Annotated in this window: 18 protein-coding genes; 6 read left to right on the top strand and 12 right to left on the bottom strand. The window is 71.5% G+C overall.

What is annotated here, in order from left to right; genetic code table 11:
• Positions 1-90 precede the first annotated feature (90 nt).
• On the top strand, positions 91-843 hold the full coding sequence (locus tag ACIQRL_RS30525) for a DUF4232 domain-containing protein (RefSeq protein ID WP_401337550.1): 753 nt from the start codon (positions 91-93) through the stop codon (positions 841-843).
• 216 nt (positions 844-1,059) lie between these two features.
• Positions 1,060-2,307, top strand: a complete 1,248-nt coding sequence (locus ACIQRL_RS30530) for a hypothetical protein (RefSeq protein WP_401337552.1) — start codon at positions 1,060-1,062, stop codon at positions 2,305-2,307.
• 37 nt (positions 2,308-2,344) lie between these two features.
• Here ACIQRL_RS30530 and ACIQRL_RS30535 read toward each other — a convergent pair whose 3' ends face one another.
• The 3 genes from ACIQRL_RS30535 to ACIQRL_RS30545 all read right to left on the bottom strand — a co-directional run bounded on the left by ACIQRL_RS30535 (position 2,345) and on the right by ACIQRL_RS30545 (position 6,834).
• On the bottom strand, positions 2,345-4,516 hold the full coding sequence (locus ACIQRL_RS30535) for a ricin-type beta-trefoil lectin domain protein (RefSeq protein WP_401337554.1): 2,172 nt from the start codon (positions 4,514-4,516) through the stop codon (positions 2,345-2,347).
• A 490-nt stretch (positions 4,517-5,006) separates the two neighbouring features.
• Positions 5,007-5,975 (bottom strand): aldo/keto reductase, encoded by a 969-nt coding sequence (locus ACIQRL_RS30540; RefSeq protein ID WP_401337556.1) that lies wholly within the window; start codon positions 5,973-5,975, stop codon positions 5,007-5,009.
• 85 nt (positions 5,976-6,060) lie between these two features.
• Complete coding sequence (locus ACIQRL_RS30545; protein ID WP_401337558.1) at positions 6,061-6,834, bottom strand: nuclear transport factor 2 family protein; 774 nt, start codon at positions 6,832-6,834, stop codon at positions 6,061-6,063.
• A 206-nt stretch (positions 6,835-7,040) separates the two neighbouring features.
• Between ACIQRL_RS30545 and ACIQRL_RS30550 the strand changes: the two genes are divergently transcribed.
• Both ACIQRL_RS30550 and ACIQRL_RS30555 read left to right on the top strand, forming a co-directional pair.
• Positions 7,041-7,541, top strand: a complete 501-nt coding sequence (locus ACIQRL_RS30550; protein ID WP_401337560.1) for a methylated-DNA--[protein]-cysteine S-methyltransferase — start codon at positions 7,041-7,043, stop codon at positions 7,539-7,541.
• Positions 7,542-7,759: 218 nt separating this feature from the next.
• Entirely contained in the window at positions 7,760-10,114 is a 2,355-nt protein-coding gene (locus ACIQRL_RS30555; protein ID WP_401337562.1) for an ATP-binding cassette domain-containing protein, read from the top strand.
• Positions 10,115-10,461: 347 nt separating this feature from the next.
• Here the strand turns inward: ACIQRL_RS30555 and ACIQRL_RS30560 are convergent, their stop codons facing one another.
• The 5 genes from ACIQRL_RS30560 to ACIQRL_RS30580 all read right to left on the bottom strand — a co-directional run bounded on the left by ACIQRL_RS30560 (position 10,462) and on the right by ACIQRL_RS30580 (position 15,837).
• Complete coding sequence (locus tag ACIQRL_RS30560; RefSeq protein WP_401337564.1) at positions 10,462-11,421, bottom strand: lysophospholipid acyltransferase family protein; 960 nt, start codon at positions 11,419-11,421, stop codon at positions 10,462-10,464.
• Positions 11,421-12,191 (bottom strand): GNAT family N-acetyltransferase, encoded by a 771-nt coding sequence (locus tag ACIQRL_RS30565; protein ID WP_401337566.1) that lies wholly within the window; start codon positions 12,189-12,191, stop codon positions 11,421-11,423. Before ACIQRL_RS30565 ends, ACIQRL_RS30560 begins: the two co-directional genes overlap by 1 nt.
• A 265-nt stretch (positions 12,192-12,456) precedes the next feature.
• Complete coding sequence (locus ACIQRL_RS30570; protein WP_401337567.1) at positions 12,457-13,206, bottom strand: succinate dehydrogenase/fumarate reductase iron-sulfur subunit; 750 nt, start codon at positions 13,204-13,206, stop codon at positions 12,457-12,459.
• The gene (locus ACIQRL_RS30575) at positions 13,203-15,164 is read right to left on the bottom strand and encodes a fumarate reductase/succinate dehydrogenase flavoprotein subunit (protein WP_401337569.1); all 1,962 of its coding nucleotides are present in this window, start codon (positions 15,162-15,164) and stop codon (positions 13,203-13,205) included. The genes ACIQRL_RS30570 and ACIQRL_RS30575 overlap by 4 nt, the downstream gene beginning before the upstream one ends.
• Position 15,165: 1 nt before the next feature.
• On the bottom strand, positions 15,166-15,837 hold the full coding sequence (locus ACIQRL_RS30580; protein WP_401337571.1) for a succinate dehydrogenase: 672 nt from the start codon (positions 15,835-15,837) through the stop codon (positions 15,166-15,168).
• Between the two features lie 120 nt (positions 15,838-15,957).
• Here ACIQRL_RS30580 and ACIQRL_RS30585 point away from each other — a divergent pair, with 120 nt between their 5' ends.
• A complete protein-coding gene (locus ACIQRL_RS30585; RefSeq protein ID WP_401337573.1) occupies positions 15,958-16,848 on the top strand; it encodes a LysR family transcriptional regulator in 891 nt (296 codons plus the stop codon).
• A gap of 116 nt (positions 16,849-16,964) precedes the next feature.
• Here ACIQRL_RS30585 and ACIQRL_RS30590 read toward each other — a convergent pair whose 3' ends face one another.
• The 4 genes from ACIQRL_RS30590 to ACIQRL_RS30605 form a co-directional block, all read right to left on the bottom strand.
• Complete coding sequence (locus ACIQRL_RS30590) at positions 16,965-17,744, bottom strand: oxidoreductase (protein ID WP_401337575.1); 780 nt, start codon at positions 17,742-17,744, stop codon at positions 16,965-16,967.
• A 459-nt stretch (positions 17,745-18,203) separates the two neighbouring features.
• On the bottom strand, positions 18,204-20,339 hold the full coding sequence (locus ACIQRL_RS30595; RefSeq protein WP_401337577.1) for a putative bifunctional diguanylate cyclase/phosphodiesterase: 2,136 nt from the start codon (positions 20,337-20,339) through the stop codon (positions 18,204-18,206).
• Entirely contained in the window at positions 20,336-21,148 is an 813-nt protein-coding gene (locus ACIQRL_RS30600) for an SAM-dependent methyltransferase (protein WP_401337579.1), read from the bottom strand. The genes ACIQRL_RS30595 and ACIQRL_RS30600 overlap by 4 nt, the downstream gene beginning before the upstream one ends.
• Positions 21,149-21,610: 462 nt before the next feature.
• Positions 21,611-22,555, bottom strand: a complete 945-nt coding sequence (locus ACIQRL_RS30605; RefSeq protein ID WP_401337581.1) for an SCO0930 family lipoprotein — start codon at positions 22,553-22,555, stop codon at positions 21,611-21,613.
• 272 nt (positions 22,556-22,827) lie between these two features.
• Between ACIQRL_RS30605 and ACIQRL_RS30610 the strand changes: the two genes are divergently transcribed.
• Entirely contained in the window at positions 22,828-23,460 is a 633-nt protein-coding gene (locus ACIQRL_RS30610) for a hypothetical protein (RefSeq protein WP_401337583.1), read from the top strand.
• Positions 23,461-23,475 lie beyond the last annotated feature (15 nt).

Here is a 23,475-nt window from a genome sequence, read left to right on the forward strand (position 1 = left end):
CCCCCGGGCGCATCCGAGAGTAGTGACGGGGCACAACACGCCCCGCGCACGGGCGACGAGCCCGTGCGGAGAAACGCAAGGAGTGGTGACATGTCGACCTTCCCGCGCACGGTGGCGGACACGGACCGGCCCGGCACGGTGTCCAGGCACCGTCCTTCACCCGCCGCCCGGCGGACCGCGCTGCTCGCGGGTGTCGCACTGCTGAGCCTGCTCACCGCCTGCGGCAACGGCAGCACGCAGAGCTCGCCGAAGACGCTTCCCGGCACGGCCGGTCCGGCCTCCGGCGACACGAGCACGACAGCGGGTTCCACCGGAGCGGCCAGCCCGTCCGCGAACGCCGCCTCGAAGAAGACGGGAACAGGGACGGGGACAGGGACGGGTTCCGCCTCGGTCTCGGCCTCCTCGGGGAGCGCCGCCGCCGGCAGCGGCCGCTGTCACACCTCGGAGCTGCGCGCCTCGGTCGGCCGCAACGACCCGGGAGCGGGGCAGGAGAACTTCCCCATCGTCCTGACCAACAAGTCCGGGCGCACCTGCACCGTGCGCGGCTACCCCGGCGCGGCGTTCGTCGACGCGTCCGGCAAGCAGCTCGGCCCCGATCCCCGGCGGTCATCGGGCACGCCGACGACGGTCGTGCTCGCGCCCGGGCACAGCGCGTGGTCGGGCTTGTCCTTCTCCAGCCCGGAGATCAGCGGGGCCCATACGGCAACGCCCGCCTCACTGATCGTCACGCCGCCCGACGAGAGGGACCCTCTCACCGTGACGTGGGTGGGGGGCAAGGTGCCCGTGTCCGGCAACTCCTCGTCGGTCTCCCTGACGGTCGTCAGCCCCGGAAGCGGCGTCTGACCGTACGTCCACGACAGCCGTCCCACTCCCCCGGCCCGCCACCCGTCCCACGGGTGGCGGGTTTGTCACGAAACGGCTACACGTCCGGGTTCTCGCGACCCTTTCCGGAATGACGCGCATCCCACCGTTTGACGCACCCGGTGAAGGGCGCGTCGCACGGACGAAGGTTCCGGCCGTACGACCCCGGCCGGTACCGCGAGGATCGGGGGAAGCACCATGAGCGGTGTCTCACGCAGGCGGCTGCTGGCGGCGACGGCGTCTGCGGGCGCGCTGGGGGCCCTGTCGGCCTGCTCGGCCAACGACTGGTCCGTGGGAAGCGGCGGCAAGGGCCCTGCGCGGCCCCGGCCGGTCAAACCGATCGGCGACGGCTCGACCGCGGACACCGGAGCCCAGCCGAAGCAGCCGAGGGCGGAACGTCTCAAGCCCGGCGAACGCCCCCCGCAGTTCGTCGTCTTCTCCTGGGACGGCGCGGGCGAACTCAGCAACAAGCTGTTCTCCCGCTTCCGCAAGGTCGCCGCCGACCACGGGGCGTCGATGACGTTCTTCCTCAGCGGCATCTACGCCCTGCCCGAGTCGAAGAAGCACCTCTACCACCCGCCGCAGCATCCCGTCGGCGCCTCCGCGATCGGCTACCTCTCCGACCGGCACATCCACGCGACGCTCCAGCAGATACGCGCGGCCTGGCTGGAGGGCCACGAGATCGGCACCCACTTCAACGGTCACTTCTGCGGCCCGGACGGGGTCCGGCGGTGGTCGCCGGCCGAGTGGCGCAGCGAGATCGAGCAGGCGAAGAAGTTCGTCACCGAGTGGCGGACCAACACCGGCTTCACCGACCTGGAACCGCTGCCCTTCGACTACGAGAAGGAGCTGACCGGCGGCCGCACTCCGTGCCTGGAGGGGCAGTCGAATCTGCTGCCGACCGCGGCCGCTCTCGGCTGGAAGTACGACGCCAGTTCACCCGGCGGGCTGCAGCTGTGGCCCGGGAAGGTTCAGGGCGGCAGGATCTGGGACTTCCCGCTCCAGTCCATTCCGTTCCCCGGCCACTCGTTCCAGGTCCTGTCGATGGACTACAACCTGATGGCCAACCAGTCGAACGCGAACCCTCTCGGCGACCGCACCCGGTACGACGCCTGGCGCGCCCAGGCCCGGGACAGCTACCTCGCCGGCTTCCGGCGCGCCTACGAGAGCAACCGGGCCCCGTTCTTCATCGGCAACCACTTCGAGCGCTGGAACGGCGGCATCTACATGGACGCCGTCGAGGAGGCCGTCTCCCGGATGGCTGCCCACGACGACGTCCGCATGGTCTCCTTCCGCCAGCTCGTCCAGTGGCTGGAGGTCCAGGACCCCGCGGTCCTGCGGAAGTTGCGCACGCTCAGCCCCGGGCAGTCGCCGCTCGGCGGCTGGGCGGAGTTCCTGGGCCCGGCCGGGTCGGCCGCCAAGTCCCCTGGCACCGCGACATCCTGACGGTCCGAAGTCCGGGAAGCCCTCGGCGTCCATCGTGTCAACGGCGGCTTCCCTGGCCTCCTCCGCCGTACGATCCAGAGCCGCCGGATCCGGAGCCCGTACCGTAACCGCCGTCCCGGGCCGAGCCGTTGTGCCCGTCCCCGGGACAGGAGGCGGAAAGGGTGGAACAGGAGCCGTCGGACGAGGCCACGGTCGGCGTGGTCTGGCCCGGGGTCGAGGGTGTCGCGGTGGGCGTCCGGGTGGCGGTGGGTGCCGGTGACGTCGAGGACGTGGACCGCTCCGGGGTGGTGGAGCCTTTCGCGTCACCGGTCGTGGAGTCCCAGTTGACGACTTCCAGTTGGAGCGAGGGAGACGAGGTGTCGAGCGTCCAGTGCTGGATCGGCTCGTCCTTGCGGAGTTTGAGGACGAGTGCCGCCCCTCCCTTGGCCGACGCCGGGGCGAGGGCCAGATCCTGGTTCCAGCGCGGCACGAGCATGCCCTGGAGGGTGAAGTCGTAGCGGACGTTCTTGGTTCCGGGCTGCGACGGGCCGGTGCAGGGCGCCAGTTGGACGGAGTAGCCCAGGTGCGAGTCGAGACACAGCTCGGGGTGGTCCGCGTCGCGCAGCAGCCCGTCCGCCGCGTACGTGTATTCCGTGGCCGACTCCGACGAGCACGGGATGAGCCGGGTCTCCACACCGATCGCGGGCGTGGTTCCGTCGATTCCGACGCACATCCCGGTCGCGGCGTTGCGCAGCCGGCCGCGCACGGTGCCGTCCTTCTGCTCGCCGGTCCCGACCCAGGACGGGTTCGTACGCCGGCTCGGTGCCGCGGAGGAGTGGCTGCCGTCGGCCGTACCGTTCTTGCTGTCGGAGCCCGGATCGGATACCCACAGCACCAGCGGGACCAGGATCAGCGCGCTGACGGTCAGCACGGCGAGGGCGACGTTGCGGCGCCCCGGCGCGCGCCGGGGCGCCTTGTGCCCGGTGGACCTGCGGGACGGGCGTGTGCCGACGCCGGAGCGGGGCGCGCCTCTGCGGCGGGAGGGGCGGGCCCCTCCACCGGCCGTGTCTCCACCGGGTGTGCCTCCGCCGGGGGCAACGGCACCGGGGGCAGCGGCACCGGGTGTGGCGGCAGCCGAGTGGGACGGGGCGGCGGGTTGCGGCGCCGCCGCCTCGTGAGCCGTGGGCGGGGTGCCGGTGTTCGGCGCCGTGAGCGGGGGAAGTCCCGGCGGGCGTACGGCGTCGGCCTCGGGCTGGAACTCGACGATGCGGGCGGTCTCCGCGGTCGGCCAGTTCCCGGCGGCCGTCGCCCCGCCCGCGAAAGGCATGCCCTGGTCGGCGTCGCCGGTCCCGGGCTCCCGGACCGCCTCCGCGCCGGCCTCGGCACGCGCCTGCCGGGAGGCCACGTAGGCGCGCGCGCCCCAGCCGAGCACCGCCTCGGCGAGCGGGACGGCGAGGTCGCCGTTGAACTGGCTCAACTGGTCGGCCGCGTACCGACAGTGGCCGCATTCGTCCATGTGGCGCCGCAGGTCGGGGTCGAGGTCGGCGCCGCCGCGCCGGAAGGAGACGTCGAGCATGCGGTGGTAGCGGCGGCACTCGTCCCCGGGGGCGAGTTCGTGGTGGATCTCCAGACAGCCCAGGCGCAGGCGTTCCCTGGCGCGCTCCAGTTCGGTGACCGCGTCCTCCGGGAAAATTCCCAACAGGGCTGCAGGCACGTCCAGTTGTTCGGCCTCCACCTCACCGTGCCACAGCAGGCAGCGGGCCGGTTCGGGCAGCCGCTGGAACGCCCTGGAGATCAGACGCCGGCCCTCCGGGGGGAGCAGTCGTGCTGCGGCCCGGTTCTCCTGGTTCTCCCGGTCCTCCCGCTCCGCTTCGGCGAGGAGTCCGGCATCGAGCAGTTCGCGCCGGGGGTCCGTGAGCCACTCCGCGGCGATGCGGCGGACGGTGACGAGCAGTTGGGGCCGCCACGCAGCGCTCGGACCGCCCTGGTGCAGCGAATCCCCGAACAGGCGCGTGAATGAGGCCGTGGTGAGCATTCCGGCGGGACGTACGCCGTCGGTGCACAACCGCGCGTAAGAGAACACCGCCTCCCAGTGGCGGTCCAGGAGTTCTCCGACGGGATGGTTCGCGGGCGCGCCTCCCTGGCTCTTCAGTTCGGCCGCCAGCCGCTCGTCCGACACCTCGAAGAAGCGGTCGGGGTCAGACGAATGAGACAGCGTTCCGTCATTCACGTCCGCTTTCCTCCCAAAGGTAGCGTGGCAAATAGTCCATACCAATGGGTATGTAGACCGCCCGACGGAGCCGGAGGGTCTACCCATGGGGGGTGACGCCGCGAACGACCACCTCTGACAGCCCTTTCGGGCGAGGGGGAGCGGGCGCGCCGCACGCGCGCAGAACGAAGCCAATATTGTCTGCACGCCGACAACGCACACTTTTGCACAGGGCGACGAGCGGGAACAAGCGATCCCTGATTTTCCTTTAATGCGCTGCCGCCCCGGATATTGACCGAACGTCAGTCAAGCCCGCGCTAAAAGGAATTCGGAAACCGAAGGATCCGCCGTCCGTCCGAAGTCTCCACAATGGGAGCGCTCTCACGCGCTCATCCGAGCACCTTTCCGCACGGAATTCCTGTCGCCGGGCCATCGGTCTCCCGACTCCTCGCCGACAGCGCGCGGTGCCGTCGCGGCACACCGCCGACGGCGGCGTGCCGGATCATGATCGTCAGTGACCGCTGATCGCCCGGGGTGTGTAGGGCGCTTCCATCTCCTCGATCTCCTTGTCCGAGAGCTCCACGTCGAGCGAGGCGACCGCGTCCTCGATGTGCGACGGCTTGGTGGCGCCGACGATGGGCGCGGTGACCGTGCCGGGCCGCAGCAGCCAGCCGAGCGCGATCCTGGCGCGCGGCACCGCACGCTCGGCGGAGATGCGGGCGACCGCGTCGACGATCTCGCGGTCTCCGTCCCGGTACAGGTTCCGGCCGAACGCGTCGTTGCGGCTGCGCGCGGTGGCCGTGTCCCAGTCGCGGGTGAGCCGGCCGCGGGCGAGCGGACTCCACGGCAGGACGCCGACGCCCTGGTCGGCGCAGAGCGGCAGCATCTCGCGCTCCTCCTCGCGGTAGAGGAGGTTGTAGTGGTTCTGCATGGACACGAACCGGGTCCAGCCGTGCAGCGTCGCGGTGTACTGGGCCTTGGAGAACTCCCACGCGTACATCGAACTCGCCCCGATGTAGCGGGCCTTGCCCGCCTTGACCACGTCGTGCAGGGCCTCCATCGTCTCCTCGACGGGGGTACGGCGGTCGAAGCGGTGGATCTGGTAGAGGTCGACGTAGTCGGTGCCGAGGCGGCGCAGACTGTTGTCGATCTCCGTCATGATCGCCTTGCGGGACAGACCGCGGCCGTTGGGCCCCTCGTGCATCGCGCCGTTGACCTTGCTGGCGATGACGATCTCGTCGCGGCGCGCGAACTCGGCGAGCGCCCGTCCGACGATCTCCTCGCTGGTGCCGTCCGAGTACACGTTCGCCGTGTCGAAGAAGGTGATCCCGGCCTCCAGGGCCTGGCGGATCAACGGGCGCGAGGCCTCCTCGTCGAGGGTCCATTCGTGGGCGCCCCGGTCGGGGATGCCGAAACTCATGCAGCCCAGGCAGATCCGGGAGACGTCCAGACCCGTCGAACCCAGTTTCACGTACTGCATGCTCACTCCTGCTCTCGCTGCCGGTGGGGGTGGGGGTGGGGAGATCCGAGGACAGGTCCCTGCCCGTCTCGGGCGCCCGACAGACCTACTCCACCGGGGCTTCCACGTCGTCGTACACCCGCGCCGACGCGATCAGGCCATCACCGCCCCGGGCGCACACCGCGAGGCCGGGCTGCGGCGGCAGATGGGCGTCGCCCCAGCGGTCGCAGATGTACTCGAACGCGCTGCGGGTGCCGTCCTCGGTCACCGTGCACAGCTTGAGCGGGATGCCGCCGCCCGCGGCGAAGAAGGCGTCGTAGAGCTCGGTCAGCTCCTCGGTCCCGCTGTGCCGGTACGCGTCATCGGCCGGCCCGCGGAAGGAACCGTCCGGCGCGAAGGCGGCGACGACGGCCGCCGTGTCCCCCGCGTAGAGGGCGGCCAGGTAGGCGCCCACCACGTCGGAAGCGTGTGCCCGCGGGTCCGGCGGCACCATCGGGCGGCGCACGACATGCCGTCCGAGCAGCGGCAGCCGGGAGTGATGGACCCGCACCGGCAGGGTCGAGGCCGGGTCCACGGCGGCGGCCACGGGCAGCCCGATGCGCCCGCCCTCCGGGCCCTCCAGGTGCACGACCCATTCACCGACGGCACGCCCCCCGCCGAGCGTGGTGGCGATCTCCTCGATGTCCACCTTCCGCTCGGCCCGCCAGGTGTCCTGCACGGCCAGCCAGGCGGCCAGGACACCCACACCGCTGATCCGGCCCGCCTCCGGGTCGTCGAGGGCGACGGGTACGGTGGCCGACGCCGGGTCGCGCAGCGCCTCGGCGAGCTCGGCGGCGCCGAGCCGGTCGACGAGGTCGGGGATCTGCGGGATCCAGACCATGTGGACTCCTGGGCCGTGCGGAGTGGTCGACTTCGATCGTGTGCCCGTACCGCCCCCGGCGCGACCTCAACAGGCCGGGACCACGCGTGTACGACGTTCCCGTAGCGACCGCTCAGCGCTCTGTCCGAATCCCGCCGGACGGAATGCCGCGCGGGGCGCACTGTTGAGGGTGAACACGCTGTGAGACCTCGGAAAGGACCGGACCGATGACGGTCTACACGACCATGGACAGCCCGCTCGGCCGACTGCTGCTGGTGGGTGAGGAGTCGGCCACCGCGAAGGACGGCACGGCGCTCGCCGCGCTGTCCGTGCCGGACCAGAAGTACGGCGCGGTCGTCCAGGACGGCTGGCGCGAGGACGCGGACGCCTTCCGGGAGATCGTCCCCCAGCTGCGCTCGTACTTCGACGGCCGGCTGACCGCCTTCGACATCGAGTACGTGACGAGCGGAAGCGACTTCCAGCGCCGCGTCTGGCAGGCCCTGGAGGCCATCCCGTACGGCACCACGCTCAGCTACGGGGAGGTCGCCGCGCGGATCGGCGCGTCCAGGGCCGCGGTCCGTGCCGTCGGTACGGCGATCGGGGCGAACCCGCTGCTGATCGTCCGCCCCTGCCACCGCGTAATCGGCGCCAGCGGCGCCCTCACCGGCTACGCCGGCGGCCTGGAGCGCAAGCGACAGCTCCTGGACCTGGAGAACGTGCCGTCGTGACCGAAGGCGGACGAGTCCGCCCTCCCGGTGGCTCCCAACCCGGTCGGACCGCCCTCCGGGGCCCCTGCCCGCGCCTCGCCCGGGACCGCTGTGAGCGCCTCGCCCGGGTCGCGTGAGCGACCGCGGCCTAGAATCGTGGGGTTTGCCCCGCACCTCACCGACGTCCGGGCCGCGGCCCACCGGCCCGCGGTCCCGGGCCGCCCCCAGGAGTCCCGCCGATGCCCAGCCCCGACGGCCGCCCGCACGAATCCTGTGTCCGCGTTCGCGGGGCGCGGGAGCACAATCTGCGGGGTGTGGACGTCGACATCCCTCGGGACCGTCTGGTGGTGTTCACCGGTGTGTCGGGGTCCGGGAAGTCGTCGCTGGCGTTCGGGACGATCTACGCGGAGGCGCAGCGGCGGTATTTCGAGTCGGTCGCGCCGTACGCGCGGCGGCTGATTCATCAGGTGGGGGCGCCGAAGGTCGGGGAGATCACCGGGCTGCCGCCCGCGGTGTCCCTTCAGCAGCGCAGGTCGGCGCCGACCTCGCGCTCGTCCGTGGGCACGGTCACGAATCTGTCCAACTCGCTGCGGATGCTGTTCTCACGCGCGGGTGAGTATCCGGCGGGCGCCGAGCGCCTCGACTCGGACGCGTTCTCGCCGAACACGGCGGCCGGGGCGTGCCCCGAGTGCCACGGTCTCGGCCAAGTGCACCGGACGACGGAGGAGTTGCTCGTCCCCGATGCGTCCCTGTCGATCCGCGACGGCGCCATCGCCGCCTGGCCGGGGGCCTGGCAGGGCAAGAACCTGCGCGACATCCTCGACACGCTCGGGTACGACGTGGACCGGCCCTGGCGCGAACTGTCCGCCGAGGAACGGGAGTGGATCCTGTTCACCGACGAGCAGCCGGTCGTCACCGTGCACCCGGTGCGCGAGGCCGACCGCATCCAACGCCCTTACCAGGGCACGTACATGAGCGCCCGGCGCTATGTCCTCAAGACATTCTCGGATACGAAGAGCGCCGGCCTGCGGACGAAGGCGGAGCGGTTCCTCGCCGCCGCTCCCTGTCCGGTGTGCGGCGGGAGCAGGCTGCGGCCCGAGGCGCTGGCGGTGACGTTCGGGGGGCGGACCATCGCCGAACTGGCCGCGCTGCCGCTGGTCGAGCTCGCGAAGTCCCTCACGGGAGAGTCGGAGACGGCCCGTGTGCTGACCGAGGACCTCACTTCCCGTATCGCGCCCGTCGTCGAGCTCGGACTCGGCTACCTCAGCCTCGACCGGGCCACCCCCACCCTCTCGGCGGGCGAACTCCAACGGCTGCGGCTGGCAACGCAGTTGCGTTCCGGACTCTTCGGTGTGGTCTACGTCCTCGACGAGCCGTCCGCCGGACTGCACCCGGCCGACACGGAGGCTCTGCTCACCGTACTGGAGCGGCTGAAGGCGGCGGGCAACTCGGTGTTCGTCGTGGAGCACCACTTCGATGTCGTGCGCGGCGCGGACTGGCTGGTCGACGTGGGCCCGCGTGCCGGGGAGCACGGCGGGCGGGTCCTGTACTGCGGCCCGGTCGCCGGCCTGGAGGAGGTACGGGAGTCCGCGACGGCCCGCTTCCTGTTCGACCGCTCGCCCGCGCCGGCGCGACCGGTGCGCCCGCCCCGTGGACAGGTGAGGGTCGGACCGGTCACGCGGCACAATCTGCGCGGGGTCACCGCCGAATTCCCGCTCGGTGTGCTCACCGCGGTCACCGGGGTCTCCGGCTCCGGGAAGTCCACGCTGATCGGCGAGTTGACGGAGGAGTTGGCCGGGGTCGGCCGGCTGGTCGGTGTCGACCAGAAGCCCATCGGCCGTACCCCCCGCTCCAATCTCGCCACCTACACAGGGTTGTTCGACGTCGTGCGCAAGGTGTTCGCCACCACCGAGGAGGCGAGGGCTCGCGGCTACGGTGCGGGGCGGTTCTCCTTCAATGTGGCCGGGGGGCGCTGCGAGACCTGTCAGGGCGAGGGCTTCGTCAGTGTGGAGCTGCTGTTCCTGCCCAGTACGTACGCCCCGTGCCCGGACTGCGGCGGCGCGCGGTACAACCCCGAGACGCTCGAAGTGACGTACCGGGGACGGAACATCGCGCAGATCCTGGATCTGACGGTCGAGGCGGCGGCGCGTTTCTTCGCCGAGACGGACACTCCGGCCGTGGCGCGGAGCCTCGGCACCCTGCTCGATGTCGGCCTCGGCTATCTGCGACTCGGCCAGCCCGCCACGGAGTTGTCGGGCGGCGAGGCCCAGCGCATCAAATTGGCGAGCGAGTTGCAGCGGGTCCGCCGGGGGCACACCTTCTATCTGCTCGACGAGCCCACGACGGGACTGCATCCGGCCGATGTCGAGGTGCTGATGGGCCAGTTGCACGAACTGGTGGACGCCGGCCACACCGTCGTGGTGGTGGAGCACGACATGGCGGTCGTGGCGGGCGCCGACTGGGTCATCGACCTCGGCCCCGGCGGGGGTGACGAGGGCGGCCGGATCGTGGCCGCCGGGCCACCCGACCGAGTGGCGACGGGGGCGGGCCGGACGGCGCCCTACCTCGCACGAGCACTCGGCCGGCTCCGCTGACGCGAACCCCTGAGCGTCAGGAGGACGCCGCGGAGGTGAACCGGGGCAACTGGGCTGGCACCGACGGGATTTCAGGCGTACGTGCCGGCCGTGAACCGGGGCGGCACCGCCCGGATCCCGGGCGCGCGCCCCGGAGTGTGAGGCCGTCCGGGCCCCACCCTCGGATCTCGGAGGTGGGGCCCGGACGGCGAGGCGGTACGGCACCGCCTCCGGATCTCGGAGACGCGCCCCGGAACACGAGCCGGCGCGGCTCACCTCCGGATCCCAGATGTGCGCCCCAGGGCGTGAACAGGGGTGGCTCACCTCCGGATCTCAGAGACGCGCCCCGGAACATGAACCGACGCGGCTCACCTCCGGATCCCAGAGATGCGCCCCGGAGCGTGAACCGGGGTGGTGTCCGTCGCCTGTGCCGCTTCGGCCAGGGCGCGTCGGTCGGTGTGGGTGCCGACTGCGAGCGGCGGCCGCAGGCCGATCTCGGCCACCAGGCCGCGCGCCGACACCACCCTCCACAGCGAGGCGAGCAGCGAGTCCTCGCCGACGAAGGCGGGCGCGGTGCTCGCCGCTCCGTCGGCGAACCGGTACCGGATGCGCACCGGCTGGACCGGCACACCCGCGTCCAGCGCGGCCTGGAAGAGGGCCCGGCGGTAGCGCCCCTGGGCCCGGCCGCACCAGGTGCTGCCCTCGGGGAAGGCGGCGACGGCCGAGCCGCCGCGCAGGGTCCCGGCGATCCGCTCCACCGTGCCGGGCAGGGCGCGCAGCCGGTCGCGGTCGATGAAGAGGGTGCCGCCGCGGGCCGCCAGCACGCCGACCACGGGCCAGCCGCGCACCTCGGTCTTGGCGACCATCCGCGCGGGGCGGACCGCGGCGAGCAGCGGGATGTCCAGCCACGAGATGTGGTTGGCCACGATCAGCACTCCCCCGGTGGGCCGGGCGGCTCCGGTGATCCGTGTGCGGACCCCGGCCGTGTGCACCACGGCGAGGCACCAGCGGCGGATCCACCGGTCGCGCCGTTGTGCCCGCAGCCGTCCCACCAGCGGGATCAGGGCGACCCCGAGGACGACCACGACCAGGAGTCCGGTCAGCCGCAGGACGGCGCGCGGTACACCCGTCCAGGGCCGTACGGACTCCACGCAGCCGCGCGGCGAGCAGGGAGCGGTGGGCAGCCAGGCGCTGGCCCCCTGGACGGGGCCGGCGGCGGGCCGCCGTGGCGCGGGGACGGCTCCGGGGAGCACCGCCGTTCCCCCGCCGGCGAGGCGGGGGCGGCGGACGACCGTGAGACGGGGCGCTCCGGTGCGGGGCGTACTCATCAGGCGGGGACGAGCGAGAGGAAGTGACGGAGGTAGCGCGGGTTGACCCGGCTCATCGACAGCAGCACGTACATGTCGGCGACACCGAAGTCCGCGTCGAGCGCGGGCTCGCCGCACACCCAGGCGCCCAGGCGCAGATAGCCGCGCAGCAGCGGGGGCAGTTCGGTGCGGGCCGGGCGGGCGACGCCCTCCGCGCTCCAGGGCAGCATCGGGCGGACGCGGAACTCCTCCGGCGCCAGGTGCTTGGCCTGGACCTGGTCCCAGGTGCCCGCGGCGACCATGCCGCCGTCGGCGAGCGGTATGGAGCAGCAGCCGGCGAGCCATTCGTGACCGCCGTCGATCATGTAACGGGCTATCCCGGCCCAGATCAGGCCGATGACCGCGCCGTCGCGGTGGTCGGGGTGGACGCAGGAGCGGCCGACCTCGACCAGCCCGGAGCGGATTCCGGCCAGCGGCCCGAGGTCGAACTCGCTCTCCGAGTAGAGTCGTCCGGCGATCGCGGCGCGCTCGGGCGGCAGCAGCCGGTAGGTGCCGACGACCTGGCCGGTCTCGGTGTCGCGGACCAGCAGGTGGTCGCAGTAGGCGTCGAAGGCGTCGATGTCGAGGCCGGGCTGCGGGGTGTTCAGGAGGGCGCCCATCTCCCCGGCGAAGACCTCGTGGCGGAGCCGCTGTGCGGCCCGGACATCGGCCTCGTCGGTGGCCAGGGTGACGGTGTAGCGGGTGGGGGTGACGGGCTGGGGCGGGCTGTCGAGGGTGGAAACGCCGGTCATGGCACTCTCCTGGTCACGGGCCGGTTCGGCGGAGGGGGTACCCCCTGCTCGAACGGATTCGATTGCTCGGGGGAGGCAGGCCGGATCCGAACGGTCTGCGCGCTCCTGTTCTTCCGACGCCGGTTGGCGTGCGCGTGACCAGTGCCAGGAGGGCGGATGTGAGGATGTTGAATGACAGGGGTGACCCGAAAAGCGAGACGGGACCGGGGCGTGAGCACCACACCCGGTCCCGCCCGTCCGCACCGTACGGCGAACGACTTTGTGCCTAACGCTTGCCCGCTCGGCGGGTGGCTCGCAGCCACTCCTTGTTCATGCTGGTGATGGAGAACAGCGGGATGCCCTTCGGGCAGGCGGTCGCGCACTCCCCCGTCAGCGTGCAGCCGCCGAAGCCCTCGTCGTCCATCCGCGCCACCATGTCGAGCACCCGGGTCTCCCGCTCGGGGGCGCCCTGCGGCAGCGTGTTCAGGTGGTTGACCTTGGCCGAGGTGAACAGCATCGCGGCGCCGTTCGGGCAGGCCGCCACGCAGGCGCCGCAGCCGATGCACTCGGCGTGCTCGAAGGCGAAGTCGGCGTCGGGCTTGGGGACGGGCGTGGCGTGCGCCTCGGGCGCGGCGCCGGTCGGCGCGGTGATGTAGCCGCCGGCCTGGATGATCCGGTCGAAGGCGGAGCGGTCGACCACGAGGTCCTTCACGACCGGGAAGGCGGCGGCCCGCCACGGCTCGATGTCGATCGTGTCGCCGTCGTGGAAGGAGCGCATGTGGAGCTGGCAGGTGGTGGTGCGCTCGGGTCCGTGCGCGTCGCCGTTGATGACCAGGCTGCACGCGCCGCAGATGCCCTCGCGGCAGTCGTGGTCGAAGGCGACGGGGTCGTCGCCGCTGAGGATGAGCTCCTCGTTGACGGTGTCGAGCATCTCCAGGAAGGACATGTCGGCCGAGATGCCGTCCACCTCGTACGTGGACATCGCTCCGTCGGCGTCGGCGTTCTTCTGCCGCCAGACGCGCAGGGTGAGCTTCATGCGTAGCTCCGCTGGGTGGGGTGGACGTACTCGAAGACCAGGTCTTCCTTGTGCAGGACGGGCGCGGCGCCGGTGTCGGTGAACTCCCAGGCGGCCGCGTACGAGAACTCCGCGTCCCGCCGGGCCGCCTCGCCGTCCGGGGTCTGGGACTCCTCGCGGAAGTGGCCGCCGCAGGACTCGGCGCGGTGGAGCGCGTCGAGGCACATCAGCTCGGCGAGTTCGAGGTAGTCGACGATCCGGTTGGCCTTCTCCAGGGACTGGTTGAACTCCTCGCCGCTGCCGGGCACCTTGATGCGCCGCCAGAACTCCTCGCGGATCTGCGGGATGCGTTCCAGGGCCTTGCGCAGCCCGCTCTCGCTGCGGGCCATGCCGCAGAACTCCCACATGAGTTCGCCGAGTTCGCGGTGGAAGGAGTCGGGGGTGCGGTCGCCGTCGACGGCGAGCAGGAGCCTCAGCCGGTCCTCGGTCTCGGCCAGCACCTCCTGCACCGCGGGGTGTTCGTCGTTCAGGTCGTCGTCGGTGGAGCGGTGCGGGTTGCGGGCGAGATAGTCGTTGATCGTCGACGGCAGGACGAAGTAGCCGTCGGCGAGCCCCTGCATGAGAGCGGAGGCGCCCAGCCGGTTCGCGCCGTGGTCGGAGAAGTTGGCCTCGCCGACGGCGAACAGGCCGGGGACGGTGGTCTGGAGGTCGTAGTCGACCCACAGTCCGCCCATCGTGTAGTGCACGGCGGGGTAGATCCGCATCGGCACGGTGTACGGGTCCTCGGCGGTGATCCGGGCGTACATGTCGAAGAGGTTGCCGTACTTCTCCTCGACCGCCTCGCGGCCCATGCGCCGGACGGCGTCCGCGAAGTCGAGGTAGACGCCCTGTCCGCCGGGGCCCACTCCCCTGCCCTCGTCGCAGACGTTCTTGGCGGCGCGGGAGGCGATGTCGCGGGGGACGAGGTTGCCGAAGGACGGGTAGATCCGCTCCAGGTAGTAGTCGCGCTCGTCCTCGGGGATCTCGTTCGGCGGGCGGGTGTCGCCGTGCGCCTTGGGGACCCAGATCCGGCCGTCGTTGCGCAGCGACTCGCTCATCAGCGTCAGTTTCGACTGGTGGTCGCCGGTGCGCGGGATGCAGGTGGGGTGGATCTGGGTGAAGCAGGGGTTGGCGAAGTACGCGCCGCGCCGGTGGGCCCGCCAGATCGCGGTGGCGTTGGAGTTCATGGCGTTCGTCGAGAGGTAGAAGACGTTGCCGTAGCCGCCGCTCGCCAGGACCACGGCGTCCGCGTAGTACGTGTCGATCCTGCCGGTGATCAGGTCGCGGGCGACGATGCCGCGGGCCTTCCCGTCGACCACGATCAGGTCGAGCATCTCGGTGCGCGGGTGCATCTCGATGTTGCCGGCGGCGATCTGCCGGGACAGCGCCTGGTAGGCGCCGAGCAGGAGTTGCTGGCCGGTCTGGCCGCGGGCGTAGAAGGTGCGGGAGACCTGGACGCCGCCGAAGGAACGGGTGTCGAGCAGGCCGCCGTACTCACGCGCGAAGGGCACGCCCTGGGCGACGCACTGGTCGATGATCTCGACCGAGATCTGCGCCAGACGGTGGACGTTGGACTCGCGCGCCCTGAAGTCGCCGCCCTTGACGGTGTCGTAGAAGAGCCGGTGCACGGAGTCGCCGTCGTTGCGGTAGTTCTTCGCCGCGTTGATACCGCCCTGGGCGGCGATCGAGTGGGCACGGCGCGGAGAGTCCTGGTAGCAGAACTGGACGACGTGGTAGCCCTGTTCGGCGAGCGTGGCGCCCGCGGAGCCGCCCGCGAGTCCGGTGCCGACGACGATCACCGTGTGCTTGCGCCGGTTGGCCGGGTTGACCAGCTTGGCTTCGAAACGGCGTTTGTCCCAGCGCTCGTTGACCGGGCCGGCGGGTGCCTTGGTGTCGGCGACCGGCTCCCCGGTCGTGAAGTGGGCGTATTCAGCGGTCATTTCAGCTCACCACTCCGGTCATGACGCCCACGGGTACGGCGATGAAGCCCGCCGTGAGCAGCAGCGCGAGGATGTTCGCGATGGTCTTCAGTGCGCGGTCGCGGGTGCGGCTGCCGGCCCCGAGGGTCTGGGCGGCGCTCCAGAAGCCGTGCCGGATGTGCAGGCCGAGCGCGAGCATCGCGACGATGTAGACGACGTCGCCGTACCAGGTGGAGAAGGTGTCCACGACGTTCTGGTAGGGGTGACCCTCCTGGAAGCCGCCGGGGTGCACCGTGCCGGTGGTCAGGTCGAGGATGTGCCAGACGATGAACAGGCCGAGGATGATCCCGCCCCAGCGCATCGTGCGGGTCGCATAGCTCGCGCCGCGCTTCTTGTGCGCGTACTTGCTGGGCCGCGCCCTGATGTCACGGCGGCTGAGCTGGTACGCGGACGTGGCGTGGGCGACCACGGCGGCGACCAGCACCACGCGGACGAGCCACAGCGTCCACTCGTAGTGCATGAAGGGTTCGCCGACGGTGCGCAGCCAGTGGGCGTAGTGGTTGAACTCGGCCGCGCCGAAGTAGATCTTCAGATTCCCGATCATGTGGACGACCAGGTAGAGCAGCATGATCAGGCCGCTGACGGCCATCACGGTCTTCTTGCCGACGGAGCTGTCCCACACGGTGCGTGCCATGGACGGCCGTCGGTCCGTCCGCGTTGCCAAAGCCATGGGACAGAACGCTAGGGCGTGGGGAACCGATCAGTCCAAGACATGGTCCGGCTCGTTTCCATAGGTGTGAGCTATCGTCGAGGGGTGCAGTTCCAACAGCTCCAGTACTTCGTGGCCGTCGCGGAGGCCCGGCATTTCACCCGGGCCGCCGAGCTGGTGCATGTCGCGCAGCCCTCGTTGTCCCAGCAGATCAAGGCGCTGGAGCGGGAGCTGGGGGCGGATCTCTTCCTGCGGGCACGCGGGAACATCACGCTGACCGACGCGGGCGAGGCGCTGCTGCCGCTGGCCCGGCGCATCCTCGCCGACGCGGACACAGCCCGGCAGGAAGTGCAGGAACTCGCCCACCTCCGCAGCGGCCGGGTGCGGCTCGGCGCGACCCCGAGCCTGTGCACGGGCCTGCTGCCGGACGTGCTGCGCGCGTTCCACGACCGCTATCCGGGCATCCGGCTGCTGATCGAGGAGGGTGGCTCGCACGATCTCGTACGGGAGCTCGCGCGCGGCGCGCTCGACCTCGCCCTGGTCGTGCTGCCCCTGCCCAGCCCGTCCCCCGCGCTGACCACGGTGGAGCTGCTGCGCGAGGACCTGGTCGTGGTGTCGTCGCCGGAGGCCCCGGTGCCGGGCGGGGGCGGCAGCCACCGCACGGTGCGCGTCGCCGATCTGGAGGGCGAGCGTCTGGTGATGTTCCGGCACGGCTACGACCTGCGGGAACTGACCGTCGCCGCCTGCCGCGCCGAGGGCTTCGAACCCGACTTCGCGGTCGAGGGCGGCGAGATGGACGCGGTCCTCGGCTTCGTCCGGGCGGGCCTCGGCGTGGCCGTCGTACCGCGCATGGTGGCCGCCCGGTCCGGGGCGGGTCTGCGGGTGACCCCGCTGGCCCGGCCCGGTCTGGAGCGGACGATCGCGCTGGCGCACCGCAGCGATGTGGCTCCGCCCCGGGCGGCCCGAGAGCTTCAGCGGATGCTGCTGGAACGCTGACGCAGGGCCGGGCCGGGCGCACGGCACAGCACGGTGAGCGGTTCACCGCCCGGCCCGGTTCACCGTGGGTGCCGCACCGCTCGTGGATCACCAGGTCAGGATTCACCCTTTCGGGTTCACCACGTCGGGATGAAGCCTCCGTCGATGATGAAGTCGCTGCCGGTGATGTTGCGCGAGCGGTCCCCGGCGAGGAAGAGAACCAGGTCGGCCACCTCGGAGGGCTTGGAGAAGCGGCCGGTGACGGTCGCGCCGGAGGCCTGGGCGACCACGTCGTCGGGGGTCAGCCCGGCGGCGGCCGAGACCGTCGCGGCCACTCCCCCGCCACCGAGCCACAGGTCGGTCTCCACCGGACCGGGGCTCACGGTGTTGACCCGGATGCCCTTCGGGCCGACCTCCTTCGACAGCGCCTTGGAGAAGGCGACCAGGGCCGCCTTGCCCGCGCTGTAATCGATCACCAGCGGGTCGGGCAGGGTCGCGTTGACCGAGCCGATCGTCACGACCGAACCCTGCCCGGCGGCCAGCATCGTGGGCAGGGCCGCACGGGTGACCCGTACGGCCGCGAGCAGGTTCAGATCGACCGTGCGCCGCCACTCCTCGTCGGTCACCGACAGGAAACCGCCGGTACGGGCGGGGGCCGAACCCACGTTGTTGACCAGGACGTCGATCCGCCCGCCCGCCGCCTCGGTCAGCCGGCCCGCGGCGTCGGGTTCGGCGAGGTCGACCGGCACCCAGGTGACGTTCCCCTTCCCGACCAGGGCGTCGAGGCCCTCGGACGTGCCACGGGACCCGGCGATCACCGTCGCGCCCGCGCCTGCCAGCGCCTCCGTGACCGCGAGCCCGATGCCCTTGCTGGCCCCGGTGACGACGGCGGTCTTGCCCTGAAGTTCCGTGCTCATCCGTCTCGGCTCCATCTGTGAGAGGTGCGTTCTGTCAGTGAGGCATACGGAGCCCCGGGCGCGCGAGGCGTCCCGGGAACGGATCCCCCGATCGCGGGACGCGGACCGTACGCGGCAACGCTCCGCCGGACATGGCCGACGACCGGCCGGACGACCCGGCCGGGGAGTGGCCCGAGCCGGGGCGCCGGACGGTCACGGCGGCGCCCGTACGCCGGGTGGGCCGCGATGGATCTTGCACGCCGAGCGAGTCACGGTGGGCGGATCTCGCACGCCGGGCAAGTCGTAGCAAGGCCGCCCGCCGAGCCAGTCGTAGCAGCGCTTGCCACGCGGCCCACCGCGACACCCCGCCCGGGTGGCAGGTCGTCCGGCCAGAGGCTGGCCCTCCGGCCGGGCGGCACGCCGTCGGCCGGGCGGCGCGGCACGGCCTCCGTGTGGGGAGGCCGGGCCGTGCGACGCCGTTCAGCCGACCGCGTCGACCAGTGCCAGTTCGTGCAGCCGCTCCGGCGGACCCGGGCGGGCGTAGTACCAGCCCTGGGCGGTGTCGCAGCCCAGTATCCGCAGCTGTTCGGCCTGGGCGCCGGTCTCCACGCCCTCGACCGTGACCGCGAGGTCGAGACTGTGGGCGAGGGAGACGATGCCCTCCACGATCTTCAGGTCGACCGGATCCGCCGGGAACTGCTGCATGCCCTGGGTGAAGGACCGGTCCAGCTTGAGGATGCTGACCGGCAGACGGCGGAGGTTGGCGAGGTTCGAGTAGCCGGTGCCGAAGTCGTCGAGGGCGATGTCGACGCCCATCTCGGCGAGCCTGCGCAGCGGTTTGAGCAGGTCGTCGTCGGCGCCGATCAGCGCGGACTCGGTGACCTCCAGGCACAGCGCCCGGGCGTCGAGACCTTCGCGTTCCAGGATGTCGACCGTGTCCTGGACCAGACCGGGATGGGTCAGCTGGCACGGCGACAGATTGACGTTGACCCGGAGCGGGCCCGCGCCGGAGTTCCGTTCCTGCCAGGTGCGAGCCTGGCGCACCGACTGCTCCAGGACCCAGCGGCCGAGCGGCACGATGAGTCCGGTGTGCTCGGCGAGCGGGATGAAACGGTCGGGGCCGAGGACGCCGTGCTGCGGGTGCAGCCAGCGCACCAGTGCCTCCGCGCCCTGCACAGTGCCGTCGCCGAGGTGCACCAGCGGCTGGTACTCGATGAAGAACTCGCCCCGGTCCAGGGCGGCGGGCAGCGCGGTGGTGAGGCCGTTGCGGGTGATCGCGCGGGCGTCGGCCTCGGGGTCGGCCAGCTCGAAGCGGTTGCCGCCCGCGGACTTGGCCCGGTACATCGTGATGTCGGCGCTGCGCAGCACCTCGGCGGCGCCGCGTTCTCCGGCCGGGCCCTCGACGATGCCGACGCTGCCCCGGACGGTCAGGTCGCGGCCGTCGACCCTGATCGGGGTCACGAGCGCGTTCATGATGCGCCCGGCCAGTTCGTCGACCTCGCGCTCGGTGTCCGGGCCGGTGGTGAGGGCCACGAACTCGTCGCCGCCGAGCCGGGCGACCATCTCGCCGGGGGCGGTGGCGCAGGACTGGAGGCGGTCGGCGACCTCGACGAGCAGCCGGTCGCCGGCCGCGTGCCCGAGGCTGTCGTTGATGGTCTTGAAGCCGTCGAGGTCGAGGTAGCACAGACCGAAGCGCTGGCCCTCGCCCGCGGCCAGCGCCTTCTCCAGGCGCTCGAAGAACAGGGTCCGGTTGGGCAGTCCGGTGAGCGCGTCGTGCGTCGCCTCGTAACGCAGCCGCAGATTGAGCAGGCGCCGCTCGGTGGTGTCCTCCATCAGCGCCAGCTGGTACTGGGGTTCGCCGTCCGCGTCACGCAGCAGCGAGACCGTCAGGTTGGTCCACAGGGCGGTGCCGTCAGGACGGTAGAAGGCCTTCTCCACGTGGTAGTGCTCGCGCTGGCCGCGCACCAACTCCTCGTACAGCCGCCATACTTGAGGAGCGTCCTCGGCGTGCGTCCACTCCGGGACCTTGCGGCCGCGCATGGTCTGTTCGGAGCCGCCGAACATGCGCAGCAGGGCTCCGTTGACCTGGAGGATGTTGCCGTCGAGGTCGGCGATGCCGATGCCTATGGCCGCACCCTCGAAGACCGCGCGGAAGCGGGCCTCGCTGTCGTGCAGCGCCTCGGCGACGGCGCTGCGCGCGGTCAACGCGGCCTGCGAGATGGCCTGTTGTTCGGCGAGGGTGCGCTCGCGCAACGCCCCGGCGTACCCGGCGGCCATGGCGTGCTGGAGTCGCGCGGAGCGGGTCCGCAGCGCCTCCCGGGGCCCGTCCTCGCCGCAGTAGAGCACCAGGTAGGCGTCGACGCAGTCGAGGGCCCGGCTGAGGGCCTCGGGGTCGGTGCAGTGCGCGGCGACGAGTGCGGCGCCGACGGTCCGCCCCGCTGCCGCCTCGAAGTTCCTCGCCCGCAGTGCCTCACTCAACCGCCTTGCGAGCGGGAGCAGTTGTTCCTCGAACTCGGGCCGGGTCAGCGAGGTGGAGGTGACCGGGAACACCGCGCGGCTCCAGATCGTCGCGAACCGGCGCAGTCTGTCCTCCGGCCCGTCCGGCTCGGCGGTCACGCCGTGCGTCCCACGCCGCCGAACGCGGAGAACGAATAAGGATCCTCGTCCTCGGGTGCCGTGTCGGGCCGCCATTCCGGCATCGGCACCAGTCCGGGTTCCACCATGTCGTACCCCTCGAAGAACCGCGCGATCTCCTCGCGCGTGCGCATGATCAGCGGGTTGCGGATGTTCTTGTAGACGTCGACCGCGCCCTCGGCCTGCTCCCGGGAGAGCGGAATTCCCTCGAACGCGGCGTGCGTGACGACGAGCATGCTTCCCGGCGCGAGGGCGTCGCGCAGTTCGGCCACTGCCCGGTAGGGGTCGTCCGCGTCTTCCACGAAGTGAAGTATGGCAACGAGAAGCAGTGCGACCGGCCGGTTCAGGTCGATCAGCCGCTGAACCTGGGCGCTCACCAGGATTTCCTGGGGCTTGAGCAGATCCGCGGCGACGACGCCCGCGTCCTCGTTGTCCCGCAGCACGGCCTCGCTGTGTGCGACGGCAACCGGATCGTGGTCGACGTACACGACCCGTGCGCCGGGCCTGGCGCGCTGGGCGATCTCGTGGACGTTGCCGAACGTCGGGATGCCGGACCCGATGTCGAGGAACTGGTCGATACCCTCGTCGGCCGCGAAACGGACGGCCCGGCGCATGAACGCCCGGTTCGCCTGCATGACCTTGGGAAGGCCCGGCATGAACTCCATCGCCTTGCGCGCCGCTTCCCGGTCTACCTCGAAGTTGTGCGAACCGCCCAGGTAATAGTCGTAGATCCGGGACACGCTCGGCACTGAGATGTCAATGCTGCGTGGGGCCCAGGCGGGACGCTCCATCTATCTCTCCAAGGCGTAGGCGACGACGTGGACGATCCGGTGTTCGAGCAGAGGCTACTGATCGCCCGCCAAAGGGGCGAGTCAAAACGGAAATTGACCGTCCGTTCCCGGTCACTGCCCCGGGCACGTGCCCAATTGGCATCTGCGAACGTATCGCGCGCCCGCCACTCACCGCCGTTGCGAAATCACTCCGAAGCCTTCCAAAAAGCTCCGCGGGGTCACGAAGCGTGGCCAAGTGGCCGACGGGTCCGCGTCGTTCTTTCACATCCGGGCCGTCGCCGGGATCTTTCACGTTCCGGCGACGGCCGGAACGCCTCGCCCGCGCCGGGACGCGCACAAGGGTCCGCCCCCTCCGTGCGGAGGGGGCGGACCCTTGGCGGCGCGTTGGGAACTGTTCGGGCGAACCGATCGACCGTGGGGAGTCGATGCCGTCGAACTGATCGACCGTGGGGAGTCGATGCCCTACTTGGCCGCGCCGACCGGCTTTCCGTCGGGCGAGACGGCGTACCACGTGCCGCCCACGCCCTGACCGTTGGTGTCACCCGGAGCGCTGTCACCGGAGAAAGTGTAGATCGGCCAGCAGTTGACCGTCATCTGCTTCACACCGTCCGGGCGGGTGAAGCCCATCAGGCCCTTCTTCTTGACGCCCTTGGTGTCGCTCGCGGTGACCGGAGCGACCGCGGGCCACTTCTCCAGGCAGGCGCCCGTGCAGGCCGACTTCGAGACGGGCCAGGCCTGGTCCTTCATGAAGCGGTAGACGGTCATGCCGTTCTTGTCGATGACGATGTCGCCGAGCTTCGAGTCGTGGCGGACCGACAGACCGGGCAGGGCGGCCAGCGTGGCCTTCTTGCCGTTGGGCGCCGAGGCGAACCAAGTACCGCCCACACCCTGGCCGTTGGTGTCACCGGCCTTGGTGTCCTTGGCGAACCGGTACATGGGCCAGCCGCCTATGGTGAGCTGCTTCGTGCCGTCGGTCCGGGTGACCTCGCCGAGCAGCGCCTTGTCGACGCCGGTGGCGGCCTCGGCACCGTCGGCGGGCACGGGCGGCCACGCGGTCGCGCAGGCGCCGTCACAGGACGACTTCGGCGGTTCGGCGGTGTCCTTGTCGAAGCGGTAGAGAGTGAATCCGGCGCCGTCGGTCAGCACCTTGCCGAGCTTGACGCTTTCCGTCACGGTGAGCTGCCCCGCGACTTCCGGCTTGGCGGCGGCGCTCTGGTTGGAATCGGCTCCGTAACCATTGCCCGCACCGGCGGTGGCGCTCGTTCCGTAACCGCCCGCCGCGGCGGTGGCACCCACGTTCTGAGTGCCCGTCGAAGGGGTGCCCTGTTCCTGACCACACGCCGTCGTGAGCGCCAGCACGGCCGCAGCTGACGCTACGAGTGAGGCGCTCCGCCAGGAGGTCTTCATTGGTAACTCCCGCTGTTCGCATAAGTGTTGCAGCGCCCTGCAGCGCCGCGCATGGCCCTAGGTACGGGCGGGAGGGGCAGGAGTGTTCAAACGGGCCACAAATTTCTTTCGGAAGCCTGTGACGCGCTCGGCGTCACTCGCGCGCGCGTGCGACCCCACGCCGCCGTTTTCGGCCTCCCACGTCAAACCACGGGGAACCCGAGGTACCCCCTTCGGGGGCAATCCCGGACACTCCGGCGTGGCCGGCTCCCGCGCGCCTCATGATCTCCGTCGTGCACGCACCCCAGCGGACCCGATCCGCCCTCGTCATACGCGTCTTGGCGCTGACGGCGCTCACCTGGCTCCTCGTCGGCGCGCCGAGCGGAACGGCGGCGGCCGACGCCTGCGCGTACGCCTCGACGGGCGGCGACGGGCTCACCGCGGTGGCCGTGGCGGGCAGCGGGGCGGTGGCCGTGGCGGGCGACGGGGCGGTCGCCGTCGCCGGGAGCGGCGCCCGGTGCCCCGCCCCGACCCCGCCCTGCCCGCCGACCCCCACTCCGACCCCGCCGCCGCCCCCGAAGCCTCCGCCGCCGCCGAAGCCGACGCCACCTCCGCCGCCCACCCACGCGCCGAAGCCCGTACCGCCTCCTCCTCCCCCGCCACCACCACCGCCGCCTCCTCCGCCGGCACCGAAGCCGAGGCCCCTGCCGCCGCGGCCGGCACCCGTCCCGGCGCCGAGACCCGCGCCGAAGCCCCCACCGACACCGAGCGCGCGCCCCGTTCCCGTGCCGGTCCCGGTCAGCTATCCGGCGTACCGCACCCCGCCGCACAAGCACCAGCCCCGCAGCGGTCCGTCGCTGGTCTCGTTCACCCTGCTCATCACCGCGCCCGCGGTGCTCGCCGTCGCGGCGCTGCGCCCGCGCTGACCCTGGAGGCAAACT

The sequence above is a fragment of the Streptomyces sp. NPDC091209 genome (genome assembly GCF_044757755.1).
GTDB lineage: Bacteria > Actinomycetota > Actinomycetes > Streptomycetales > Streptomycetaceae > Streptomyces.

What these genes read in the sequence shown, in the direction of transcription:
- ACIQRL_RS30605 (WP_401337581.1), bottom strand. Translation starts at nt 22,555, where the DNA reads ATGAAGACCTCCTGGCGGAGCGCCTCACTCGTAGCGTCAGCTGCGGCC.
- ACIQRL_RS30590 (WP_401337575.1), bottom strand. Translation starts at nt 17,744, where the DNA reads ATGAGCACGGAACTTCAGGGCAAGACCGCCGTCGTCACCGGGGCCAGC.
- ACIQRL_RS30525 (WP_401337550.1), top strand. Translation starts at nt 91, where the DNA reads ATGTCGACCTTCCCGCGCACGGTGGCGGACACGGACCGGCCCGGCACG.
- ACIQRL_RS30580 (WP_401337571.1), bottom strand. Translation starts at nt 15,837, where the DNA reads ATGGCACGCACCGTGTGGGACAGCTCCGTCGGCAAGAAGACCGTGATG.
- ACIQRL_RS30560 (WP_401337564.1), bottom strand. Translation starts at nt 11,421, where the DNA reads ATGAGTACGCCCCGCACCGGAGCGCCCCGTCTCACGGTCGTCCGCCGC.
- ACIQRL_RS30600 (WP_401337579.1), bottom strand. Translation starts at nt 21,148, where the DNA reads ATGGAGCGTCCCGCCTGGGCCCCACGCAGCATTGACATCTCAGTGCCG.
- ACIQRL_RS30545 (WP_401337558.1), bottom strand. Translation starts at nt 6,834, where the DNA reads ATGGTCTGGATCCCGCAGATCCCCGACCTCGTCGACCGGCTCGGCGCC.
- ACIQRL_RS30540 (WP_401337556.1), bottom strand. Translation starts at nt 5,975, where the DNA reads ATGCAGTACGTGAAACTGGGTTCGACGGGTCTGGACGTCTCCCGGATC.
- ACIQRL_RS30530 (WP_401337552.1), top strand. Translation starts at nt 1,060, where the DNA reads ATGAGCGGTGTCTCACGCAGGCGGCTGCTGGCGGCGACGGCGTCTGCG.
- ACIQRL_RS30565 (WP_401337566.1), bottom strand. Translation starts at nt 12,191, where the DNA reads ATGACCGGCGTTTCCACCCTCGACAGCCCGCCCCAGCCCGTCACCCCC.
- ACIQRL_RS30570 (WP_401337567.1), bottom strand. Translation starts at nt 13,206, where the DNA reads ATGAAGCTCACCCTGCGCGTCTGGCGGCAGAAGAACGCCGACGCCGAC.
- ACIQRL_RS30550 (WP_401337560.1), top strand. Translation starts at nt 7,041, where the DNA reads ATGACGGTCTACACGACCATGGACAGCCCGCTCGGCCGACTGCTGCTG.
- ACIQRL_RS30575 (WP_401337569.1), bottom strand. Translation starts at nt 15,164, where the DNA reads ATGACCGCTGAATACGCCCACTTCACGACCGGGGAGCCGGTCGCCGAC.
- ACIQRL_RS30555 (WP_401337562.1), top strand. Translation starts at nt 7,760, where the DNA reads ATGCCCAGCCCCGACGGCCGCCCGCACGAATCCTGTGTCCGCGTTCGC.